A 20248-nucleotide genomic window follows, 5' to 3' on the forward strand; every position below is an offset into this window, starting at 1 on the left:
GATGAACCCACCCGATTCCACCGAAACGCACGTGACCGACCCGGTATCGCTGCGACGCACGCCCGCCCGCCAGACGACGATCCGCAGCGCCTACCGGCTCCAGCTGCGACCGGACGCACTGACCTTCGCCGAAGCGCGCGCCATCGCGGAATACCTCCAGCAGCTGGGCATTTCGCATCTCTACCTCTCACCGATCCTGACCGCCACGCACGGCTCGACGCACGGCTACGACGTCACCGACCCGACCACGGTCTCCGCCGCCCTGGGCGGGCCGACCGGGCTCAAGGCCCTCGCCGACGAGGTGCGCAGCCGCGGCATGGGACTGATCGTGGACTTGGTGCCCAATCACGTCGGCGTGGCCGATCCGCGACAGAACGCCTGGTGGTGGGACGTTCTGCGGAACGGTCAAGAGTCCAGGTTCGCGCCGTACTTCGACATCGACTGGAGTCCCGGCAACGGCGCGGGCGGACGGCTGGCGCTGCCGGTGTTGCAGAGCGAGAACGATCCGGCCGCCTTGACCGTGGACCGCTCCGGCGCCGAACCCATGCTCGCGCTGCACGATCTGCGTTTCCCGATCGCGCCGGGCACCGACGGCGACAACGCCCTGCGCATCCACGACAAGCAGCACTACCGCCTGGTGAGCTGGAAGGCCGGGCTGTGCACCTACCGGCGGTTCTTCGCGGTCAGCAGCCTGGCCGCGATCCGGCAGGAGAACTCGGAGGTCTTCGAGGTCACCCACCGGGAACTCGCCGCGTGGTGCGAGCACGACCTGATCGACGGCGTGCGCATCGACCATCCCGACGGTCTGGCCGATCCGGCAGGCTATCTGACCCGGCTGCGCAGGCTGATCGGCCCGCACCGGTTACTGCTGGTGGAGAAGATCCTGGCCAACCGCGAGCCGTTGGACGCGACGCTGCCGATCGACGGCACCACCGGCTACGAGGCGCTGGCCGATTTCGGCGGCGTGCTCATCGATCCGCGCGGGGAACACGCGCTCACCGAACTCTCGCGCCGGGTCGCCGGGCACGGCAGCGACCGGGCGTGGATCGGCGAGACCGAGCACCGGATCAAGCGCGCGGTCGCGGAAACCATTCTGACGCCGGAGATCCGGCGGCTGGTCGCCGCCATCAAACAGGACGCGAACGCCGAGAGCTTCGACACCATGGCGCTGACCAACGCCACCATCGAGGTGCTGGCGTTCATGCCGGTGTACCGGGCCGACTACGCGCCGCTGGCCGGGATGGCGGGCGCGGTGATCGCCGAGGTGGAGAAGCGCAACAGCGAACTCACCGCTCCGCTGGCCGTCCTGGTCGCGGCGCTGGCCACCGACGGGGCCGCGGCGATGCGCTTCAGCCAGGTCTGCGGCGCGGTGACCGCGAAGGCGGTCGAGGACACCATGTTCTATCAGGCCGCGCGGCTGGTCTCGTTGCAGGAGGTCGGCGGCAATCCGGCGCGTTTCGGTCACTCGCTCAACGAGTTCCACCTGTCCAACAGCCAGCGCGCGCAGCTGTGGCCCGCGACCTTGACCACACTGTCCACGCACGACACCAAACGCGGCGAGGACGTGCGCGCCCGGATCGGCGTCCTGTCCCAGGCCGCGGAGACGTGGGCGCGCAATGTCGACTCCTGGCTGGAGACCGCTCCGGCGCCGGACGGCGCGACGGCGCTGTTCCTGCTACAGAACATGTTCGGGGTGTGGCCCGCGGACGGCAGACCCGCCGCCTCGGTGCCCGGCTTACGCGAACGCCTGCACGCGTTCGCCGAGAAAGCGATCAGGGAGGCGAACACCAAGACTTCCTGGGAGGAGCCGGACGCCGAGTTCGAGTCCGCCGTGCACGCGTGGCTGGACGCGGTGATCGACGGGCCGGTGGGCTCCGAACTCGGCGACCTGGTACACGAGCTGGCCCCGCACGCCTGGTCGGACTCGCTGTCGCAGAAACTGCTGCAACTGTGCGGACCGGGCATCCCGGACGTCTACCAGGGTTGTGAGCTGTGGGAGGACTCCCTCGTCGACCCGGACAACCGCAGGCCGGTGGACTTCGCCGCCCGCGCGGGCATGCTCCAGTCGCTCACCGGCACACCGGCGCTGGACACCACCGGCGCGGCGAAGATGTGGATCGTCGCCTACGCGCTGTGGTTGCGCCGCGAACGTCCCGATTGCTTCGTCGGCGGCACCTACCGGCCGCTGTTCGCCACCGGCGACCACGCGGCCAAGGTGGTGTCGTATGCCCGCGGCCGCACCGGTGAGCCGCCCGAGGTCATCGTCGCCGCCACCCGGCACAGCGTGAGCCTGGCCGAGACCGGGTGGGGCGATACGTTTCTCGACTTACCCGCCGGCAGCTGGACCGACCGGTTGACCGGCCACACCTTCCAGGGCCGGGCCAGGCTGGAGAAGATGTTCGGCAGGCTGCCCGTCGCGCTACTGGTGCGCTGAGAGCTCGAGCGGGGGCGCGTCGGGCACGGCGGGAACCCGCTCGAGTTCCTTCGCGAAAACGCCGCGCACCTGCTCGAAGGTCTTCTCCGGGATCACGCCGCCCAGCTCTTCGCGCCAGCGCCGCAGATTCGCGGGCTGGTAGTCCAGCGCGTCCTGCGTGCTGACCGACAGCCGGACGCCCTGATCGGTGGGCGTGGCGATCCGCCGCCAGGAATCCCAGTGGAAGCGGGGGCTGCGCGGATTGCGCAGGGTGCGCACCAGATTCAGGACGCGGTAGCCGATGCTCAGCGAATCGTGCAGCCGCATGTGATCGCCCTTGGTGGTGTCGCAGCGCTTGGACAGCGCGTCCAGCCGATCCCGGTCGAAGGCCAGCCCGACCGACTCCGCCTCCCGGACCATCCACTGCAACGTCGCGTCGGACAGGCCGCATTCGGCGTAGCCGCCGCCGATATCGGTGTGCACGCCGGGGAACCACACCTGCTTGACCCGCTCGAAACCGCGCCGGTACTTCACGGTCGGTTCGACCGGCACCTCCCACAGGGACGGTTCGAAGTTGCGCCGCCGTTCATCGATGGCCAGCGCCTGGCGGGCGCAGTGCACGTGGCGGGAGAGCTTGACGTCGTGGAAGCGGTGCCGCAGCGAGGTGACGCCGGGGACGCCCAGCGCGCCGACGGTGTCGAACACGCCGAGGAAGTCGATCTTCGCTCTCCTGCAATTCTTCCGGCGGAACTCCTGCCATTCCTCCGGCTCGGCCGGATCCGGGTCCTCGGGCGTCGGCGCGGGCGGGCGCTGCCGATAGATGCGCAAGGCGTCCGGGTACTTGCCCGCGATCATCGCCTCCGGGGTCATGATCCCGATCCGGCTGATCAGACCGGCCAGGCTGCGCGCGGTGAAGGCGCCGCGACTGAAGCCGAAGATGTAGATTTCGTCGCCCTTTTCCCAGTTCAGGGCGAGATGCCAGTAGGCGGACGACAGGTTCGCCTCGAGTCCGAGTCCGAAGGCGCCGCCCAGGAGGCGATCGCTGAGGAACCCGCGGGCGCCCGGGCCGGAGACGTAGGTGACCCACTGCTGGATCGTCTCCCCCGCTGGACCCGGCGCGTCGAAGCGGATCGTCTGCGCGATCTTGACGATGTTCGACACCGTACTGCTCGATTCGGCCTTCCAGGTGCCGTCGCAACATACAACGAGACGTTTCATGCGCTGATCCTCCCGCTGCTGTCCCACCGAAACCCGCGTATTCCACTACTCGAATTCATCGCGTGGGACGGGAAAGCGTTAATGCGGGAGGCTACGGCGTGTCGCCGGGCCGCTCGCCCAGACCCGCGAGCGCCATGCCGATCAGCCACCGCGCCGCCGCGAGCGCTGCCGCCGCCAGCACCGCGATCTGCGGCGAGCCCGTGATCAGGACCAGGACGAGGCAGGTCACCAACCCGACGACGAGTGCGTCGAGCTTGTAGGTCGGCCACGCGCTACCGGCGATGTCGATCGTGGTGCCGCGCGCCGAAGAGTGAACGACCGCCATCTCCTCAGGGTAGTCGGAATGAGAAGTTCGGGCCAGCGAACTTTTGTCGCAGGGAACACACCGATTCGCCGTGGTGTTGCGGCAGACATGCCACTGACAGGTGAATACGAACCGAGCACATCCGACTGGGCCCGCGAGCAAGCCGAGAAGTACGAGAACTCCGGCGGCACCGAGGGCGCGACCTTGCAGGGCAAGCCCATCATCCTGCTCACCACCAAGGGCGCGAAGAGCGGCAAGCTGCGCAAGACGCCGCTGATGCGAGTCGAGCACAACGGCGAGTACGCCGTGGTCGCCTCCTTGGGCGGCGCGCCGAAGCACCCCGTCTGGTACTACAACATCAAGGCCGAACCGCACGTGGAGTTGCGCGACGGCACGGTCAACAAGGACTACATCGCGCGCGAGGTCTTCGGCGAGGAGAAGGCGCAGTGGTGGGAGCGCGCGGTCGAGGTGTGGCCGGACTATGCGAACTACCAGACCAAGACCGACCGTCAGATCCCCGTCTTCGTCCTCACGCCCAGGTAGTTTCCTACGCAGGTAGCCCAGCGTGTCACGGCCACCCGCCGCAGCTCACCGGCGCGGCGGGTGGCACCATGATTGGGGTGTCCGATCCGCTTGCTGTCCTCGACGCACTGTCCGCTTCTCGCCCCGCGCTCACCGCGGACGAGATCGATGCTGCCGCCAAGCGAATTGCCGACGTCATCGATCCGACCCCGCTCCAGCACAGCGAGCGGCTGTCCAAGCTCACCGGGGCGACCGTCTATCTGAAACGCGAAGACCTCAGCGCGGTCCGCTCCTACAAGCTGCGCGGCGCCTACAACCTGGTGATCCAGCTGACCGAGGCCGAACGCGCCGCGGGCGTGGTCGCGGCCAGCGCGGGCAACCACGCCCAAGGCGTCGCGTTCGCCTGTCAGACGATGGGGATCAAGGGCCGCATCTACGTCCCGACCACGACACCGAAGCAGAAGCGCGACCGCATCCGGGTGCACGGCGGCGAGTTCGTCGAGCTGATCGCGGTCGGCGAGACCTACGACGCCGCCGCCACGGCCGCCGCCGCCGACGTGGAGCGCACCGGCGCGACCATGGTGCCGCCGTTCGACGACGCGCGCACCGCCGCCGGTCAGGGCACCATCGCCGCGGAGATCCTGGAGCAATTGGACCGAGCGCCGGACCTGGTGATCGTGCCGGTGGGCGGAGGCGGCTGCCTGGCCGGTATCGGCACCTACCTGCGGGCGCGTTCCCCGCGCACCGCCATCCTGGGCGTGGAGCCCGCGGGCGCGGCCTCGATGACGGCGGCCCTGGTGGCGGGCGGTCCGGTCACGCTGCCGGAGATCGACCCCTTCGTGGACGGCGCCGCGGTGCGCCGGGTCGGCACCGTGCCCTACGCCGCGGTGGCCGGATTCGGCGGGCGAGTGGTGTCGCACGCCTCGCTGCCGCTGCTGACCGTCACCGAATCGCCCAGGGGCGCGGGCGCATTCCAGATGATGCAGGTCGACGAGGGCGCGATCTGCACGACCATGCTCGATCTGTACCAGAACGAGGGCATCATCGCCGAGCCCGCCGGCGCGCTCACCACGACGGCGCTGGCGGAGATCAGCGTGGAGCCCGGGTCGACGGTGGTGTGCCTGGTGTCCGGCGGCAACAACGACGTGTCCCGTTACGGCGAGATCATCGAGCGCTCGCTGGTGCACAGCGGCCTCAAGCACTACTTCCTGGTGGATTTCCCGCAGGAACCCGGCGCGCTGCGCCGTTTCCTCAACGAGGTGCTCGGTCCCGAGGACGACATCACCCTGTTCGAGTACGTCAAGCGCAACAACCGGGAGACGGGCGCGGCGCTGGTCGGCATCGAACTCGGCGCACCGGACGGCCTGGGGCCGCTGCTGGAGCGGATGCACCATTCCCCGATCCAGTGCGAGCGCCTCGAGCCCGATTCTCCGGCCTACCGCTACCTGACCTGAGCGAATCGTCCGGCGGTTCGAGCCGACCCGAGCGGGATGTCCGGCGGGTCGACCCGGCCTGAGCCCCATCCTCGGCGGGTCGACCCCACCTCAGCCGGACCGCCGCCGGGTCAGGCCGCCTTGGGCGTTTCGGCCGCCGGTATCCGGCGGCGGGAAGCGCGCAGGCAGTTCATCATGAGCGGCAACAGCCAGAATGCCGCCGTCTGGTCGTAGCCGATCTGCGCGGCGGACAACCGGTTGTGCACGAAGCCGACCGACAGGCCCAGCCGGGGTTCGGCCCAGCCGAAGGAACCGCCGAGGCCGATGTGCCCGAACCCGGCGTGGGCACCCGGCACCGGCAGCGAGTGGTAGCCCAGCCGCCACATCATCGGCAGGTAGAACAGGGCGCGGTCGGGCTGATAGGTCTCGACCCGGCGCAGCGCCTTGATGGTGCGGCGGCCGAGGTACCGGCCGCCCGCCACGGTGCCGTCGCCCGCGAGCGCGCCGTACATCGTGGCCAGCGCGGGCGCGGTGCACACACCGTTGCCCGCGCCGAGTTCGGTCTCCAGGATCGGCGGGCTCGCGCCCTCGAGAATGGCCTCCAGACCGGGCAGGAACAGGCAGCGGGTGGCGGCCCCGAGCGCGCCGGGAATCCGGTGGCTGCGACCGAGAACCGCGGCCCCCAGCGGCCTTCCGAGCAGGCTCAGCTGCGTGCCCGCCAGCGGTGCGTAGGTGATCGCCGCGTCGGCCGGTGGCTTGCCCAGATGCAAGCCGTCGATGCCGAGCGGCTCGGCGACCTCGGTCTGGAACAGTTGGGTCAGGCTCGTGCCGGTGATCGCGCGGGCCAAGCCGCCGACCAGCCAGCCGAAGGTGAGCGCGTGGTAGGTGGGCACGCCGAGCAGGCGGTCGGGCTTCGCCGCGGCCAGGCGCTGCTCCATCAGCTCGTGATCCAGCACGTCGGCCAGTCCACCGGTGGCGAGCGGGGCCAGCGCGGACAGTCCCGCCCGGTGGGTGAGCAGCTGGCGGACGGTGATCTTGCGCTTGCCGTTGGCGCCGAATTCCGGCCAGTACTCCGCGACGGGGGCGGAATAGTCGAGCAACCCGCGGTCGGCGAGACGATGCACGACGGTGGCGGCGATCCCCTTGGTGGCCGAGAAGATGATCGTGCCGGTGTCCCTGGTCCACGGAGCGTCACCAGCGGAACCGACCCAGATGTCGATCAGCGGCTCTCCGTGCCGGTGCAGCGTGAACGCCGCGCCCGCACCCCGGCGAGTGCCGAAGGCCCGTGCGAAAGCACGCACGAACGGTGCGAATTCGGCGGCGGCGCTGCCACCCATCCCCGGGGGAAGAACCGCGAGGTCCCCGGAAGCGACGTTGCTCATCTCTCCACGGTAATGGCACGGGACGATTCCGGCAAAGCGCCTGTCTCGGACAGTTGCCCGCCCGTTATCCGAAACCGCCCGAAAGGCGGCCCGGAGCTGGGATTCCACCCTATCGGCGCAGGCCGGGCAGCGCGGTTTCCAGCAGGGTGAAGGAGTGGCCGGGAACGGTTGTGGCGGAAGGGCCGATCGTCGGGGATTCCCAGGACAGCAGCGGGAGGCCCGCGATCGGGATCGCGACCTGATCCTCGCCGAGGTTGCACATCAGGGCCAGCGTGCCCCGGCGCACGACGATCCATCGCGCGGCCTCGTCGTAGTCCACCGAAACGTGGGTCAGCCAGGGGTCGCTGAGCTCCGGCCGGTCGCGGCGCAGGGCGAGCAGGGCGCCATAGCAGGACAGCAGCCGTGCGTGCTCCGGCTCGTCGGCTTCGGTCCAGTCCAGCTTGGAGCGCAGGAACGTCTTCACGTCCTGCGGGTCGGGTACCTCGCCGGCGGGCCAGCCGTGGGCGGCGAACTCCTTCTTGCGCCCGGATGCGGTGGCGGCGGCGATTTCTGGGTCGGTGTGCGAGGTGAAGAACTGGAACGGCGTGCGCGCCCCCCACTCCTCCCCCATGAACAGCATCGGCGTGAACGGGCCGCACAGGACGAGGGCGGCTTTGATCGCGAGCTGGCCGTCGGTCAGGTAGGCGCCGGGGCGGTCACCGAGCGCCCGGTTGCCGATCTGATCGTGGTCGCAGGTGTAGGCCAGCAGGGCGCTGCCCGGGATCAGGCCGCGATCGATCGGCCTGCCGTGCGTGCGGCCCCGGAAGCTGGAATACGTTGCGGCGTGGAAGAACCCGTGCTTCAGGGTGCGGGCCAGGCAGCGCAGCGAGCCGAAGTCGGCGTAATAGCCCTGCCGCTCACCGGAGACGGCGGTGTGCACGGCGTGGTGCAGGTCGTCGTTCCACTGCGCGGTCAGGCCGTAGCCGCCTGCCGCACGCGGTGTGATCAGCTTCGGGTCGTTGAGATCGCTCTCCGCGATCAGCGTCAGCGGCCTGCGCACGTGGGTGGCCAGCCGCTCGACGGCGACCGACAGTTCGGCCAGCAGGTGGGTGGCCGTGCGGTCGACCAGGGCGTGCACCGCGTCCAGGCGCAGCGCGTCGATGTGGAAATCGCGCAACCAGCGCACCGCGTTGTCGAGGATGTGTCCGCGCACATGGTCGGACTGCGGGCCGTCGAGGTTGAGACTCTGCCCCCAGGTGTTGCGGCCCTCGGTCAGGTAGGGCGCGAAGCGCGGCAGGTAGTTGCCGGACGGGCCGAGATGGTTGTAGACCACGTCCAGGCAGACCGCCAGCCCCCGGAGATGGCAGGCGTCGACGAAGCGCTGGAGGCCGTCGGGCCCGCCGTAGCTCTCTTGCACCGCGTACCAGAGCACGCCGTCGTAGCCCCAGTTGTGCGTGCCGTCGAAGGCGTTCACCGGCATCACTTCGACCACGGTGACGCCCAGTCCGACGAGATGGTCCAGCCGGTCGATCGCGGCGTCGAAGGTGCCTTCGGGGGTGAACGTTCCGATGTGCAGTTCGTAGTAGACCGCCCCGGCGTGCGGCCGCCCGGTCCAGTCCGCGTCCGTCCACCCCGCCGGATCGAGCGTGTGCAGCGCCGAGCGGGCGTGCACCCCGTCGGGCTGGCGCGGCGAGCGGGGATCGGGCAGCACGGTCGGGTCGTCGTCGAGCAGGAAGCCGTACCTGGCCCCGTTCGCGGCCGGCAGGTCGGTGCGCCACCACCCGTCCGGCGACCGCGTCATCGAGTGGACGACACCCTCCAGATCCAATCGCACCGCCTCCGGCCGCGGCGCCCACACCTCGAACACAGTCACCGCGCCAGCATCGCACGGGCGAGCCCGGCCCGCCGGATTCGGACAGCGGTCTCGAGCACAGCGGCGTGCGCGGCGACCGGATACGGAGGCCCACCCCGACCACGGTGACCGAGCCGGGCTCCGACAGCCGCCGGGTTGTGGCCGTAGGACCCTGGCCCGGACGGGCGACGCCTGCAAGAGTGGAGGTGTGGGTGTCTATGCGGAGCACGTGGTTCCCCGGATCGTCAACCTGGCCTGCGGGATGCGGGACCTGGATCCGCTGCGCGAGCGGGCCTGCGCCGATCTGCACGGGCAGGTCGTGGAAGTCGGTTTCGGTTCGGGATTGAACGTGCCGTTCTATCCGGCGACGGTCGCGTCGGTGCGTGCCGTCGAGCCCGCCGATCTGGGCTGGCGGCTGGCGAGCGACCGCGTCACCGCCGCCACCGTGCCGATCGAGCGGGCCGGGCTGGACGGGCAGGCGCTGCCCTTCCCGGACGACACCTTCGACTGCGCGCTGTCGACCTGGACGATGTGCACCATTCCCGATATCGCCGCCGCGCTCGCCGAGGTGCGCCGGGTGCTCGTCCCCGGCGGAACCCTGCATTTCGTCGAACACGGGCTGGCGCCGGACGAGAAGGTGCGGGCGTGGCAGAACCGGCTGAACCCGGTCCAGAAACGACTGTTCGGCGGCTGCCACCTGAACCGCGACATTCGCGGCCTGGTGACAGACGCCGGTTTCGAGATCCGCGACGCCGAGTCGTTCTACGGGGAGCACGCTCCCCGCTTCCTGGTCGCCCAGACGCTCGGTGTCGCGGTGTCGCCCTGACGATCAGACGATGCGGACCGACAAGGTATAGGTCGCGTTGCCGCGACTCGGCTCCACCGAGATGGTGTAGTAGCCGCTGCGCGGCAGGGTGATCCGGCTCCAGGTCTCCTCGAGGCACAGGACGCTTCCGTCGGGGGCGGTGGTGGCGAACCGCGCGTTGCCCTCGACCGAGGTGAGTTCCGTGATCAGCGTCTGCCCGGCCCGGGCCTCGAACGCGTAGGTGTCGGCGTCGCCGCGAACCACCGCGCCGTCGATGGACGCGTGGTCGCTCCCCGGCGCGAACTCGATCGCGTACACCGACCCCGCGTTCGCGGCGCCCGCACCGACCGCCGCGACGGCGAACGCGGCCGCGAGCACGGTGGCGCCGAGTACGAGCAGGCGCAGGCTCCGGAGTATGGCTTGCATGACGATCCTCTTTCCTGGAGTGGACGACTTGCCGAGAACTGTCCGCCACCCCGCCAATCGAATGCTTAACAGCCGCTTGGAGATCGGAACACCCCAGGTCGGAGCCCCGCCCGGAATATATTGTAACGATCTGTTCAAAACCGTGCTAGCGTGAACCCATGCCACGCCCCAGGTTGTTCGACGAGGACCGCGCGCTCGACGCGGCGATGCACGCGTTCTGGCGCACGGGGTACGAAGCGACCTCCACCGAAGACCTGTGCGCCGCGACCGGACTGGGCCGCAGCAGCATCTACAACACCTTCACCAGCAAGCGCGACCTGTTCGAGCGCGCCCTGCGCCGCTACATGACGACCAAGAACGCCGCGACGTTCGACCTGCTCGACAGCCGGACGGAGGTGCGCGCGAAGATCCACGCACTGCTGTGGCAAATCGTCGAAGCCCCCGAGGAGGACCCGCTAGGCTGTCTCGTGGTCAATTCGACGATCGAGTTGGCCCCGCGCGACCCCGAACTGGCCGCCGTGCTCGCCGCCGACCAGGAGCGACGGCTCGCCGTGCTGACCGACGTGTTCGAGACGGCCAGACGCGCGGGCGAGATCGCACCGGACAAGAACCCCTCTGCCCTGGCCCACTTCGTGATCGCCACCATCGGCGGCATGCGAGTGGCCGCACGCGGCGGAGCGGATCGCGAGACACTGGCCGCTATCGCGACTACCGCGCTCGACGCGCTCTGAACCTTCCACCCCCTGGCGACGGCTTTGCCGTGCCCTCATTTTGGATAGATCAGTACAATATAAGGAGGTACCGATGCCCGTGGCGATCTACGTCCTGGGTCTGTCGATCTTCGCCCAGGGCACCTCGGAGCTGATGCTCGCGGGCCTGCTCACCGAGATGGCCGCGGACCTGGGCGTCTCCGTGCCGCGCGCGGGCCTGCTCATCTCGGGGTTCGCCCTGGGCATGCTGGTGGGCGCGCCGGTGCTGGCGGTGGCGACGCTGCGCTGGTCGCGGCGCACCGCACTGCTCGCCTTTCTCGCGGTATTCGTCGGCACCCACGTGGTCGGGGCGCTGACCTCGGACTACTGGGTGTTGTTCGCGACGCGGGTGGTCGGTGCGTTCGTGTACGCCGGGTTCTGGGCGGTGGCCGCGACGACGGCGATCGGCCTGGTGCCCGCCACCGCGCGCGGCAAGGCGATGAGCGTCGTCGCGGGCGGGCTCACCCTGGCCATCATCATCGGGCTCCCGGCGGGCACCGTGATCGGGCAGCAACTCGGTTGGCGGGCGGCGTTCTGGGCGGTGGCGCTGCTGTCGGCGGCGGCCGGGATCGGCGTGCTGGCGAAGATCCCCGGCGGACGGACCGACGCGCAGCTGCGACTGCGCACCGAACTGCGCACGATGACGCGCCCCGCGCTGTGGCTGTCCTACGCCACCACCGCACTCGCCATCGCCGCCCTGATGGTCACCTTCGCCTACCTCGGCGCGCTGCTCTCGCGCGCCACCGGTATCGCCGACAGCTGGATCCCGGTGGTACTCGGCATCTACGGGCTCGGCGCGTTCCTCGGCATCGTCGTGGGTGGGCGCACCGCCGACAGTCGGCCGCTGACCAGCCTCTACGTCGGCATCACCGGCGGCGTGCTCATCTCGGCGCTGCTGGCCCTCACGATGGAACACCCCGCGCCCGTCGTGCTGTCGTCATTCCTGTTGGGAGCCTTCGGCTTCGGCATCAACCCGACCTTGAACAGCCGCGTCTTCACCCTCGCGGGCGACGCGCCCACCCTGGCGGGAGCCACGAACATCTCCTCGTTCAACGTCGGCATCACCGCAGGGCCTTGGCTCGGCGGCCTGGCCATCAGCGCGGGCCTCGGCTACGCGGCGGTGGCCTGGATCGGCGTGGTTCTCGGCCTCGCCGCCCTCGCCGTCGTCGCGTGCAGCCACGCCCTGCACCGAAAGGAGGTCACGCGGGCTGTGGCCAACACACCTGCCCCGGCACTGGCCGACATGGTCTGACAGTCCTTCGCGAAGGCAGCGGCCCTGCCCCGGCCCCATACAGGCCGGATGCAGAGCCGCTGCTGCGGTCGGTGGGACCTGTTCAGCCCGGCCGGTTGAACTCCCCGCCCCGGACACCAGCGGCGAAGGCATCCCACTGGTCCGGCGCGAAGATCAGCGCCGGACCGGTCGGATCCTTCGAATCGCGAACACCGACACGGCCCGCCTCCAGCCAGGCGACTTCGATGCACGCCTCTTTACCAGTGCTCCGGCCCGATTTGAACCACTGCGCGCCGGATAGGTCGATGGTCACTGCTCGTAACTCCTTGCCATCTTCCTGAGAAGATCTCTTGATGGTTGCTCCTCCAGGGCAGCGCTCTGGAGGGTCTCGTGAAGCACTCGGAACTGGTTGACATCGTCGTCTTCCTCGAAAAACATTGTTCCGATGGTGGTTTCGCTATAGACGATCGGCGGCTCTGTATACCCCCGGCCGTCCGGTGGGAAGTCGAGAATGATGTAGGGGGTTGCCACGACATGGCCTGGGTAGCCCGCCGAATACGGCAGTATTCGGACGGTGACATTCTCCAGCGTGCTCATATCAGCCAAATGTCGCAATTCTGCCGACATCGTCCGAGGCGAGTCAACGATCGTGTGCAACACACTCTGGTGCAGTATGAACTCGGCTCGCACCGGACTGCGGGGGCGCGTGAGGATTACGGATCGCTGTAACCGCAGCGAAACCCGCTGTGCGATATCGCCTTCTGTCTCGTCCGATCGCATCGGCCCTTCGACAGCCGTCGCGTAGCCCTTGGTCTGCAACAGGCCCGGAATGATCACTGGCTGGTAGAAGTTGAGTTCGGATGCCCCCGATTCCAAACCCAGGTACGTGTTGTACCCAGGCACAATCAGATTGCGCGATGCCTGCCACCACGATTTCGTAGCTGATTGCTGCGCCAGGGCTTTGAGCTGCTCGACGTGATCCGCGTCGAGGCCGTACAGATTGCCGAAGGCTTCCACATCGCGCAGCCTGACCTTGTCGTTCTGCCCCTTCTCGATCCGGCCGACCGAGGTCTTGCCCATCTCCATGAGTTGCGCGGCGCGTTCGAGCGTGAATCCCGCGCCTTCACGCGCCTCCCGCAGCGCCCGGCCGAGTTGCCGACGCGGCAGTGTCGAACCAGGCCGATCGTCCTTCCCCATCACTCCCCTTTTCCCCTGCTCGGTCCGAAACGGCCCAGGTCCCGGTCCGATTCGGACGCTGGATCGCGGTGGACCGGTCCTGGCTCTGGCCGGATGGCCGACTTCAACGGACCATCCGTTTCCCATCTACGGATGCTGTGTGCGTCGAGCAACATAGCCGCATGGCTCAGCAACAGGGAAGCCTCTCCGTCGCACAAGTCCGAATCCTGCGGGTGCTGAGCTGCGGCGGGATGCTCACCGAACATCAGATCAAGGTGTCGACCGGCCTCACCGGTTGGAACACCCGCCAAGCTCTGGCGAACCTGGCCGGCCGCGAACTGATCGTGACCGGAGCCCGAACAAACCGCTACGAAATCACCCAACGAGGCCGAAACACGTTGGCGACCGGGGAATCCGGCAGCCACCAGGCGTGACGGCCACGCTTTTCAAGATCAACGGCACATGGTGGAGAGGGTCTATTCGCGAGATGCCGCAGCCGCGTGCCACTCGACATCACCGGCCCCGGTGGGCCATGGAGGAATTCGAATATGTTGCGTTATGGCGGGAATGGTGCGGTTCTCGTTGCGCCGCCGAGCATTTGCGGGCTGGCGGAGGTCGAGCTGGCGCATCGGCAGATGCGACGGCATCGGGAATGCCGGATCGATCGGTGCGCGTGGAAGTCGGTCGCCTTCTACACACTCGTGCGGCACGGCCGGATCGTGCCGCAGACGAGGAGTCCACGCGAACGCGCACACCAGCGTGGCATCGACTTCCCCACCGAGCACACCGGTCCCGCATTGTCCGCCGACAGCATGCCGGAACCCCGGACGTTCCAGCAGGTGCTCGATGGTCTGAGCAAGCTAGCCGAGGGGCTGCGCACCGATGTGGGCAACGGCTGCCAGCGGTGAGCGGACGTGGGGATATGGACCACGCTGTCGAGCATCGCGGCGGTGTTCGCCGGTTGCGGCGCGGCATTGCTCGGCGTCGGGTGCGTGTGGCCGACCGACCGGCCGCGCCGCCCCGCGCGCGGGCACAGGGCCGCCTGTACGCGGGGCACCGTGCGCCCGATCCAGTGGCCGGAAGCGTGGACATGCGCCACACCCGCCCAGCCGTTGACCATCACCGAAGCACACCGAGCGATGCAACTGCACCGCGATCACGACTGCGGCCGCAAACGCACCGCGTTCACCGCCTTGGTCGCCGCCGGGCGCATCACACCGGATTCCGCCCGACGCCACCCATGGAGCAATCCCTCATGAATCGAACCGAAGAAGTCGCACCGGATCCGAGTTCCGAACGGTTCCGCAACGTCGCTTACCGGGCAACGCGGGCAGGCTACTGTCTGGTGCGCGAACCGATGTCGCCACACGACTGGAAACTGCTGGACGCCGAAGACGGCGACGTCGTCCTCTCCGCCGCGAGTCTGGAGCGAATCGAGCAGTGGCTCGACTCCTGACGATGCGGCACCCGCCGAGCGTACGCACGCTTGCGCCCGAATATCGCGCGTCCCGGCGTAGGGGTGGGGTTCGGACTATGCATTGCGCCAAGCGTGGCCCCAATACCCGTCGTGAACAACGTCCTCGACACCACGCCGCCGGTGACCGAATCGGGCCGAAGGCTGGTCGGCGGCACGGTAGCCAACGGTGATCGCACCGATCGGGTCGTACTCATCTGGAACGCCGAACTCGGCACGGAAACCCTCGAGATGCTCGGGCATGATGGCAAAGAAGCATGCCCCCAGCCCCTCGTCCACTGCGGTCAGCAGCATCGCGAATGCCGCCATCCCGGTGTCGATATGCCAGTACGGCGCCGGCCACCGTGCTTCATCCCGATCAGTCCACCCCTTGTCCGACTCGGTGTAGCGGTCCAGGTAGGCGTCTTTGTTCGAGAGGGGGACCACGATCAGCGGCGCGTTCTGCACCGCCGCGGCCCGATCAACGCGAACCGGTGCGAACCTCCAGAACCGCTCGCGGTCGGCTTCACGAGTCAGCACGAGAAACGCCCACCCCTGCGCATATCCGGCAGAAGGCGCACGCAGCGCCGAGCCCACCACTCGCTCGATGACATCCCGCTCCAACGGCTGGGTCGTGTAGTACCGGACCATTCGCCGCCGCCGCAGTACCTCCGAGAACTCCACTGCCACAGCGTATTGCACCATCTCGTCCGGACCCGCGGACGACGTCATGCATGGTTGTGCCTACATACCGCGGATGGCCGCGATCATCGAAAAGGGAATCCGCTTCCAGCGGAAGGATGGGCGTTGCGCGTCGGCGCTTGTCCACGACAGCCTGCCCGGTCGGCGAGGTTTCGGAACCTGAGTTCCCGGACGCGCCTAGCGCGACACACCCGCCGACCAGTGGCCCGAGTCCCGGCCGCGGAACCCACCGCTCAGCCGGCCAGGCAGCCCGGTCCCAGCAGCGCCTTGAGGTCGCCCATCAGTGCCGAGGACGGTGAGACTCGCAGGCGTTCGTCGAGCTTCAGCAGCGTGGTCTTGTCTCGGGCGCCGACGTGCCGGATATGGACATCCGACGTGCCGGGGTGCCTGGACAAGACACGCTTGAGTTCGCCGATCTTGTCCGGTGTGCACATGCGGGTGGTGACGGTGACCGCGAGCGGCTTGGCGACGCCGACCGCGGACAGGTCGGGCACGGCGAGATCGTTGGCGATCAGCGAGATGCGGTCGTCGCGGACCGAGACGCGCGCCTTGACCAGCACCACGGCGTCCTCCACGACGTCCATCCCGTACACCGAGTACGACTGCGGGAAGAACAGCACCTCGATACCACCGGTGAGGTCTTCCAGCTGCGCGGAGGCCCAGGCCAGGCCGTTCTTGTTGATGCGCCGGTTCACCGAGGCCAGGATGCCGCCGACGGTCACCTGGGTGCCGTCCTTGATGTCGCCCTCCAGGATGGCGGGGATCTGCGTATCGGCCTGCGCCGCGAGCACGTGCTCGACGCCGTTGAGCGGATGCCCGGAGACGTACAGGCCGAGCATCTCCCGCTCCAGTGCGAGCCGGTGCTTGGACTCCCACTCCTCGTCGGGGACCTTCACGTTGAACACCGAGGTCACCGACTCGTCCGCGTCCAGGCCGCCGAACAGGTCGAATTGACCGATCGCCTCGGCCTTCTTGGTGGCCATCACGGCGTCGATGGCATCGGAGTGGATCAGCATCAGGCCCTTGCGCGGATGCCCGAGGGAGTCGAAACCGCCTGCCTTGATCAGCGATTCGGTGACCTTCTTGCTCGCGGCGATGGCGTCGATCTTGTTCAGGTAGTCGGAGAAATCGGTGAACTTCGACTTCTCCTTGCGCGCCTGGATGATCGAGGAGACGACGTTCGCGCCGACGTTGCGCACCGCGCCGAGACCGAAGCGGATGTCCTTGCCGACGGAGGCGAAGTTCTGCTCGGACTCGTTGACGTCCGGCGGCAGCACGGTGATGCCGAGGCGGCGGCAGTCGGAGAGGTAGACCGCGGCCTTGTCCTTGTCGTCGCCCACGGAAGTGAGCAGGCCCGCCATGTACTCGGCCGGGTAGTTGGCCTTGAGGTAGGCGGTCCAGAACGAGACCAGGCCGTAGCCCGCGGCGTGCGACTTGTTGAACGCGTAGCCGGCGAACGGAAGGATGGTGTCCCACAGCGCCTTCACCGCGGCCTCGGAGAAGCCGTTCGTGGTCATGCCCTCGTGGAAGCCCTTGTACTCGGCCTCCAGCACCTCGAGTTTCTTCTTACCCATGGCCTTGCGCAGCGCGTCGGCCTTGCCCATCGAGTAGGAGGCGACCTTCTGCGCGATGAACATGATCTGCTCTTGGTAGACGATCAGGCCGTAGGTCTCGGCGAGGATGTCCTTGAGCGGTTCCTCCAGCTCGGGGTGGATCGGCTTGATCGGCTGCCGCCCGTTCTTGCGGTCGGCGTAGTCGTTGTGCGCGTTCATGCCCATCGGGCCGGGGCGGTAGAGCGCGAGCACGGCGACGATGTCGTTGAAGCCGGTGGGCTGCATGCGCCGCAGCAGGTCGCGCATGGGACCGCCGTCGAGCTGGAAGACGCCGAGCGTGTCGCCGCGCGAGAGCAATTCGTAGGTCGCGGGGTCGTCCAGCGGCAGGTTGTCCATGTCCAGGTCGATGCCGCGGTTGGCCTTGATGTTGTCCAGCGCGTCACCGATGACGGTGAGGTTGCGCAGACCGAGGAAGTCCATCTTCAGCAGGCCGATGGCCTCGCAGGACGGGTAGTCCCAGCCGGTGATGATCGCCCCGTCCTGGGGCCGCTTCCACACCGGGATGGCGTCCATCAACGGTTCGGAGGACATGATCACCGCGCAGGCGTGCACACCGGCGTTGCGGATCAGGCCCTCGAGTCCGCGCGCGGTCTCGTAGATCTTGGCCACGTCCGGGTTGTTGCCGATGAGTTCGCGGACCTCGGCGGCCTCTTTGTACCGCTCGTGATCGGGGTCCATGATGCCCGACAGCGGGATGTCCTTGGCCATGATCGGCGGCGGCAGCGCCTTGGAGATCTGGTCGGCGATGGCGAAGCCGGGCTGGCCGAACTGGACGCGCGCGGAGTCCTTGATCGCGGCCTTGGTTTTAATCGTGCCGAAGGTGATCACCTGGGCGACCCGGTCGGTGCCCCACTTCTCGGTCGCGTAGCGGACCATCTCACCGCGACGGCGATCGTCGAAGTCGATATCGATATCGGGCGCGGACGGGCGCTCCGGGTTGAGGAACCGCTCGAACAGCAGGCCGTGCGGCAGCGGATCGATATTGGTGATGCCGAGCGCGTAGGCCACCAGCGAACCGGCCGCCGAACCACGGCCGGGGCCGACCCGGATGCCGACCTCCCGCGCGTGCTTGACGAGGTCGCCGACGACGAGGAAGTAGGCGGGGAAACCCTTCTGCTTGATGACGTCCAGTTCGAAATAGGCGCGGCTGTAGTACTCCTCGGGCACGCCGTCCGGGAACCGGCGCGCCAGGCCGCGGTCGACCTCTTTGCGCAGCCAGGAATCCTGGTCCTCGCCCTCGGGCACCGGGAAGATCGGCATGCGGTCCTTGAAGGCCCACACGTCGTCGTAGGACTGGACCCGCTCGCCGATCAGCACCGTGTTGTCGCACGCGCCGGGCACCTCCGCGTCCCACAGCGCGCGCATCTCCTCGGCGGACTTCAGGTAGTAGCCGTCACCGTCGAACTTGAACCGCGTGGGATCCGACAGCGTCTTGCCGGTCTGCACGCACAGCAGCGCCTCGTGGTTGGCGGACTGGTCCTTGGTGACGTAGTGGCAGTCGTTCGTGGCCAGCGCCGGGATGCCCAGCTGCTTGCCGACGTTCAGCAACCCCTCGCGGACCCGGCGCTCGATGGACAGGCCGTGGTCCATGATCTCGAGGAAGAAATTGTCCTTGCCGAAGATCTCCTGCCACTTGGCCGCGGCCTCCAGCGCCTCGCGCTCGTGCCCCAGACGCAGGCGGGTCTGCACCTCGCCGGAGGGGCAGCCGGTCGTCGCGATGATGCCTTCGGCGTACTGGGCGATGATCTCCGCGTCCATGCGCGCCCACTTGCCGAGCTGGCCCTCGATGGAGGCCAGCGAGGAGAGTTTGAACAGGTTGCGCAGGCCGGTCGCGTTCTCGGCGACCATGGTCATGTGCGTGTAGGCACCCGAGCCGGAGACGTCGTCGCCCTTCTGGCTCGGATCGCCCCACTGCACGCGCTTGGTCTCGAACCGGGAGGCGGGCGCGATGTAGGCCTCGATGCCGATGATCGGCTTGATGTCGTGCTTCTTGGCCGAGTTGTAGAACTCCGACGCGCCGTACATGTTGCCGTGGTCGGTCATCCCGACCGCGTTCATCCCCAGCCGTTTCGCCTCACTGAACAGTGGCGAGATCTTGGCCGCACCATCGAGCATGGAGTACTCGGTGTGGTTGTGCAGATGGACGAACGATCCGGACGAGGCGGCCAAGACGGTCCTTCCTCCCAAGGTCTCGACGGGGGTTGGCTGGACCGATTCTAGGCGTGCCCACCGACTGCTTCGGACCGGCGCGCTGGCGCCACTCGGGCGTCCGGCGTGTCGGTGGGGAAGATCACCGGCGCGTCCTGGGGACTCGCCGTGTAGTGGCCGATTTCCGCGAGTGTCGGGGTCTTGCCGAATTCGGGAACACCCGAACGGCGGCCGTGGCTCGGCGGTAATCTCTGCTTCCCTCCCCACGACGATGCCGGCGCTTCTCGGGGACGGGCCAGCACGGCAGACCGGATTTTCCCGAAATCGTGGAGGTGTCGATGAATTCGACGACAGCGCTCTTGATGGTCCCCGCTACGGCGATGGCGGCACTGGTCGCGACGGCCGCGCCCGCCGCGGCCGCCCCCGCCGCGTTCGCCACCGTGTACACCCTGGCCCAGGGGCCGTGCGTGGGTCAGGTGGAGATGTCGGTCAACGGCAACGCCTACCCCAACCAGGCGGCCTTCACCGTGGGCGCGACGCTGGTCGGCGTCGGGCCCTGCACGCTGCCGGTCACGCTGAACTATCGCAACGTCGACACCGGTCAGGAAGGTACGTTCCAAGTGGTCGCGCAGGGCCCCGGCTATTGGGGCAACAGCGGCCACTCCGCGCTGTTCCTCCCCGGCATCGGGCAGTTCACCGCGACGGTCAGCATCGGCGCGGCGCACTTCCCCGAACCCGGCACCATCGAGTTCACGGTCCCGCAGTACCAGGGCTGAACTCCGACCGGACCGGACCGCGGCACCGGTGCCCCGCGGCGGAGCCGCCGCGGGGCGCCCCATCAC

At 68.4% G+C, this 20248-nt stretch carries 20 protein-coding genes; 11 read left to right on the top strand and 9 right to left on the bottom strand.

Annotation, left to right across the window (positions count from 1 at the left end):
• Position 1: 1 nt before the first annotated feature.
• Positions 2–2434 carry a malto-oligosyltrehalose synthase gene (gene treY / locus ACGF7Y_RS27465; RefSeq protein WP_393238348.1) on the top strand — a complete coding sequence of 811 codons (2433 nt, stop codon included), beginning with the start codon at positions 2–4 and terminating at the stop codon, positions 2432–2434.
• On the opposite strand, the gene ACGF7Y_RS27470 is transcribed toward treY, so the two are convergent.
• Positions 2420–3631 (bottom strand): DUF2235 domain-containing protein, encoded by a 1212-nt coding sequence (locus ACGF7Y_RS27470; protein ID WP_393238351.1) that lies wholly within the window; start codon positions 3629–3631, stop codon positions 2420–2422. The two genes, treY and ACGF7Y_RS27470, sit on opposite strands and share 15 nt — an antisense overlap.
• Before the next feature lie 91 nt (positions 3632–3722).
• Positions 3723–3956 carry a hypothetical protein gene (locus ACGF7Y_RS27475; RefSeq protein WP_393238354.1) on the bottom strand — a complete coding sequence of 78 codons (234 nt, stop codon included), beginning with the start codon at positions 3954–3956 and terminating at the stop codon, positions 3723–3725.
• An 87-nt stretch (positions 3957–4043) separates the two neighbouring features.
• Here ACGF7Y_RS27475 and ACGF7Y_RS27480 point away from each other — a divergent pair, with 87 nt between their 5' ends.
• A complete protein-coding gene (locus ACGF7Y_RS27480; RefSeq protein ID WP_393238357.1) occupies positions 4044–4478 on the top strand; it encodes a nitroreductase family deazaflavin-dependent oxidoreductase in 435 nt (144 codons plus the stop codon).
• 68 nt (positions 4479–4546) lie between these two features.
• Positions 4547–5911: a threonine ammonia-lyase IlvA gene (gene ilvA / locus ACGF7Y_RS27485; protein WP_393238360.1), complete on the top strand. Its 1365-nt coding sequence runs from the start codon at positions 4547–4549 to the stop codon at positions 5909–5911.
• 110 nt (positions 5912–6021) lie between these two features.
• Here ilvA and ACGF7Y_RS27490 read toward each other — a convergent pair whose 3' ends face one another.
• A complete protein-coding gene (locus ACGF7Y_RS27490) occupies positions 6022–7272 on the bottom strand; it encodes a serine hydrolase domain-containing protein (RefSeq protein WP_393238363.1) in 1251 nt (416 codons plus the stop codon).
• Positions 7273–7381: 109 nt separating this feature from the next.
• Positions 7382–9124, bottom strand: coding sequence for a malto-oligosyltrehalose trehalohydrolase (gene treZ / locus ACGF7Y_RS27495; protein ID WP_393238366.1), 1743 nt, complete (start codon positions 9122–9124; stop codon positions 7382–7384).
• Positions 9125–9311: 187 nt separating this feature from the next.
• Between treZ and ACGF7Y_RS27500 the strand changes: the two genes are divergently transcribed.
• Positions 9312–9929, top strand: coding sequence for a class I SAM-dependent methyltransferase (locus tag ACGF7Y_RS27500; protein ID WP_040865979.1), 618 nt, complete (start codon positions 9312–9314; stop codon positions 9927–9929).
• A 3-nt stretch (positions 9930–9932) separates the two neighbouring features.
• Here the strand turns inward: ACGF7Y_RS27500 and ACGF7Y_RS27505 are convergent, their stop codons facing one another.
• Complete coding sequence (locus ACGF7Y_RS27505; RefSeq protein ID WP_393238370.1) at positions 9933–10334, bottom strand: hypothetical protein; 402 nt, start codon at positions 10332–10334, stop codon at positions 9933–9935.
• Positions 10335–10492: 158 nt separating this feature from the next.
• Between ACGF7Y_RS27505 and ACGF7Y_RS27510 the strand changes: the two genes are divergently transcribed.
• Positions 10493–11065, top strand: coding sequence for a TetR/AcrR family transcriptional regulator (locus ACGF7Y_RS27510; protein WP_393238373.1), 573 nt, complete (start codon positions 10493–10495; stop codon positions 11063–11065).
• Positions 11066–11138: 73 nt separating this feature from the next.
• Positions 11139–12335: a Cmx/CmrA family chloramphenicol efflux MFS transporter gene (locus tag ACGF7Y_RS27515; protein ID WP_393238376.1), complete on the top strand. Its 1197-nt coding sequence runs from the start codon at positions 11139–11141 to the stop codon at positions 12333–12335.
• An 82-nt stretch (positions 12336–12417) separates the two neighbouring features.
• Here ACGF7Y_RS27515 and ACGF7Y_RS27520 read toward each other — a convergent pair whose 3' ends face one another.
• On the bottom strand, positions 12418–12627 hold the full coding sequence (locus ACGF7Y_RS27520; RefSeq protein WP_393238379.1) for a DUF397 domain-containing protein: 210 nt from the start codon (positions 12625–12627) through the stop codon (positions 12418–12420).
• Positions 12624–13511 carry a helix-turn-helix domain-containing protein gene (locus tag ACGF7Y_RS27525; RefSeq protein ID WP_393238382.1) on the bottom strand — a complete coding sequence of 296 codons (888 nt, stop codon included), beginning with the start codon at positions 13509–13511 and terminating at the stop codon, positions 12624–12626. Before ACGF7Y_RS27525 ends, ACGF7Y_RS27520 begins: the two co-directional genes overlap by 4 nt.
• A gap of 161 nt (positions 13512–13672) precedes the next feature.
• Here ACGF7Y_RS27525 and ACGF7Y_RS27530 point away from each other — a divergent pair, with 161 nt between their 5' ends.
• The 4 genes from ACGF7Y_RS27530 to ACGF7Y_RS27545 all read left to right on the top strand — a co-directional run bounded on the left by ACGF7Y_RS27530 (position 13673) and on the right by ACGF7Y_RS27545 (position 14946).
• Positions 13673–13924, top strand: a complete 252-nt coding sequence (locus ACGF7Y_RS27530; RefSeq protein ID WP_393238385.1) for a hypothetical protein — start codon at positions 13673–13675, stop codon at positions 13922–13924.
• Positions 13925–14038: 114 nt separating this feature from the next.
• Entirely contained in the window at positions 14039–14398 is a 360-nt protein-coding gene (locus ACGF7Y_RS27535; protein WP_393238388.1) for a hypothetical protein, read from the top strand.
• A 6-nt stretch (positions 14399–14404) separates the two neighbouring features.
• Positions 14405–14749: a hypothetical protein gene (locus tag ACGF7Y_RS27540; RefSeq protein WP_393238391.1), complete on the top strand. Its 345-nt coding sequence runs from the start codon at positions 14405–14407 to the stop codon at positions 14747–14749.
• Positions 14746–14946, top strand: a complete 201-nt coding sequence (locus tag ACGF7Y_RS27545) for a hypothetical protein (RefSeq protein WP_393238394.1) — start codon at positions 14746–14748, stop codon at positions 14944–14946. Before ACGF7Y_RS27540 ends, ACGF7Y_RS27545 begins: the two co-directional genes overlap by 4 nt.
• 75 nt (positions 14947–15021) lie before the next feature.
• Here ACGF7Y_RS27545 and ACGF7Y_RS27550 read toward each other — a convergent pair whose 3' ends face one another.
• Complete coding sequence (locus tag ACGF7Y_RS27550; protein ID WP_393238397.1) at positions 15022–15627, bottom strand: nitroreductase family protein; 606 nt, start codon at positions 15625–15627, stop codon at positions 15022–15024.
• Positions 15628–15878: 251 nt separating this feature from the next.
• A complete protein-coding gene (gene dnaE / locus ACGF7Y_RS27555; RefSeq protein ID WP_393238400.1) occupies positions 15879–19427 on the bottom strand; it encodes a DNA polymerase III subunit alpha in 3549 nt (1182 codons plus the stop codon).
• Between the two features lie 317 nt (positions 19428–19744).
• On the opposite strand from dnaE, the gene ACGF7Y_RS27560 reads away from it, so the two are divergent.
• Positions 19745–20182 (top strand): hypothetical protein, encoded by a 438-nt coding sequence (locus tag ACGF7Y_RS27560; protein ID WP_393238403.1) that lies wholly within the window; start codon positions 19745–19747, stop codon positions 20180–20182.
• Positions 20183–20248: the final 66 nt, after the last annotated feature.

Source organism: Nocardia sp. NPDC047654 (assembly GCF_043205035.1).
GTDB lineage: Bacteria > Actinomycetota > Actinomycetes > Mycobacteriales > Mycobacteriaceae > Nocardia.

Bases quoted from the DNA above. Each gene is read 5' to 3' on its own strand.
- treY (WP_393238348.1), top strand. From the start codon at position 2: ATGAACCCACCCGATTCCACCGAAACGCACGTGACCGACCCGGTATCG.
- ACGF7Y_RS27470 (WP_393238351.1), bottom strand. From the start codon at position 3,631: ATGAAACGTCTCGTTGTATGTTGCGACGGCACCTGGAAGGCCGAATCG.
- ACGF7Y_RS27475 (WP_393238354.1), bottom strand. From the start codon at position 3,956: ATGGCGGTCGTTCACTCTTCGGCGCGCGGCACCACGATCGACATCGCC.
- ACGF7Y_RS27480 (WP_393238357.1), top strand. From the start codon at position 4,044: ATGCCACTGACAGGTGAATACGAACCGAGCACATCCGACTGGGCCCGC.
- ilvA (WP_393238360.1), top strand. From the start codon at position 4,547: ATGATTGGGGTGTCCGATCCGCTTGCTGTCCTCGACGCACTGTCCGCT.
- ACGF7Y_RS27490 (WP_393238363.1), bottom strand. From the start codon at position 7,272: ATGAGCAACGTCGCTTCCGGGGACCTCGCGGTTCTTCCCCCGGGGATG.
- ACGF7Y_RS27505 (WP_393238370.1), bottom strand. From the start codon at position 10,334: ATGCAAGCCATACTCCGGAGCCTGCGCCTGCTCGTACTCGGCGCCACC.
- ACGF7Y_RS27510 (WP_393238373.1), top strand. From the start codon at position 10,493: ATGCCACGCCCCAGGTTGTTCGACGAGGACCGCGCGCTCGACGCGGCG.
- ACGF7Y_RS27515 (WP_393238376.1), top strand. From the start codon at position 11,139: ATGCCCGTGGCGATCTACGTCCTGGGTCTGTCGATCTTCGCCCAGGGC.
- ACGF7Y_RS27525 (WP_393238382.1), bottom strand. From the start codon at position 13,511: ATGGGGAAGGACGATCGGCCTGGTTCGACACTGCCGCGTCGGCAACTC.
- ACGF7Y_RS27530 (WP_393238385.1), top strand. From the start codon at position 13,673: ATGGCTCAGCAACAGGGAAGCCTCTCCGTCGCACAAGTCCGAATCCTG.
- ACGF7Y_RS27535 (WP_393238388.1), top strand. From the start codon at position 14,039: ATGTTGCGTTATGGCGGGAATGGTGCGGTTCTCGTTGCGCCGCCGAGC.
- ACGF7Y_RS27545 (WP_393238394.1), top strand. From the start codon at position 14,746: ATGAATCGAACCGAAGAAGTCGCACCGGATCCGAGTTCCGAACGGTTC.
- ACGF7Y_RS27560 (WP_393238403.1), top strand. From the start codon at position 19,745: ATGAATTCGACGACAGCGCTCTTGATGGTCCCCGCTACGGCGATGGCG.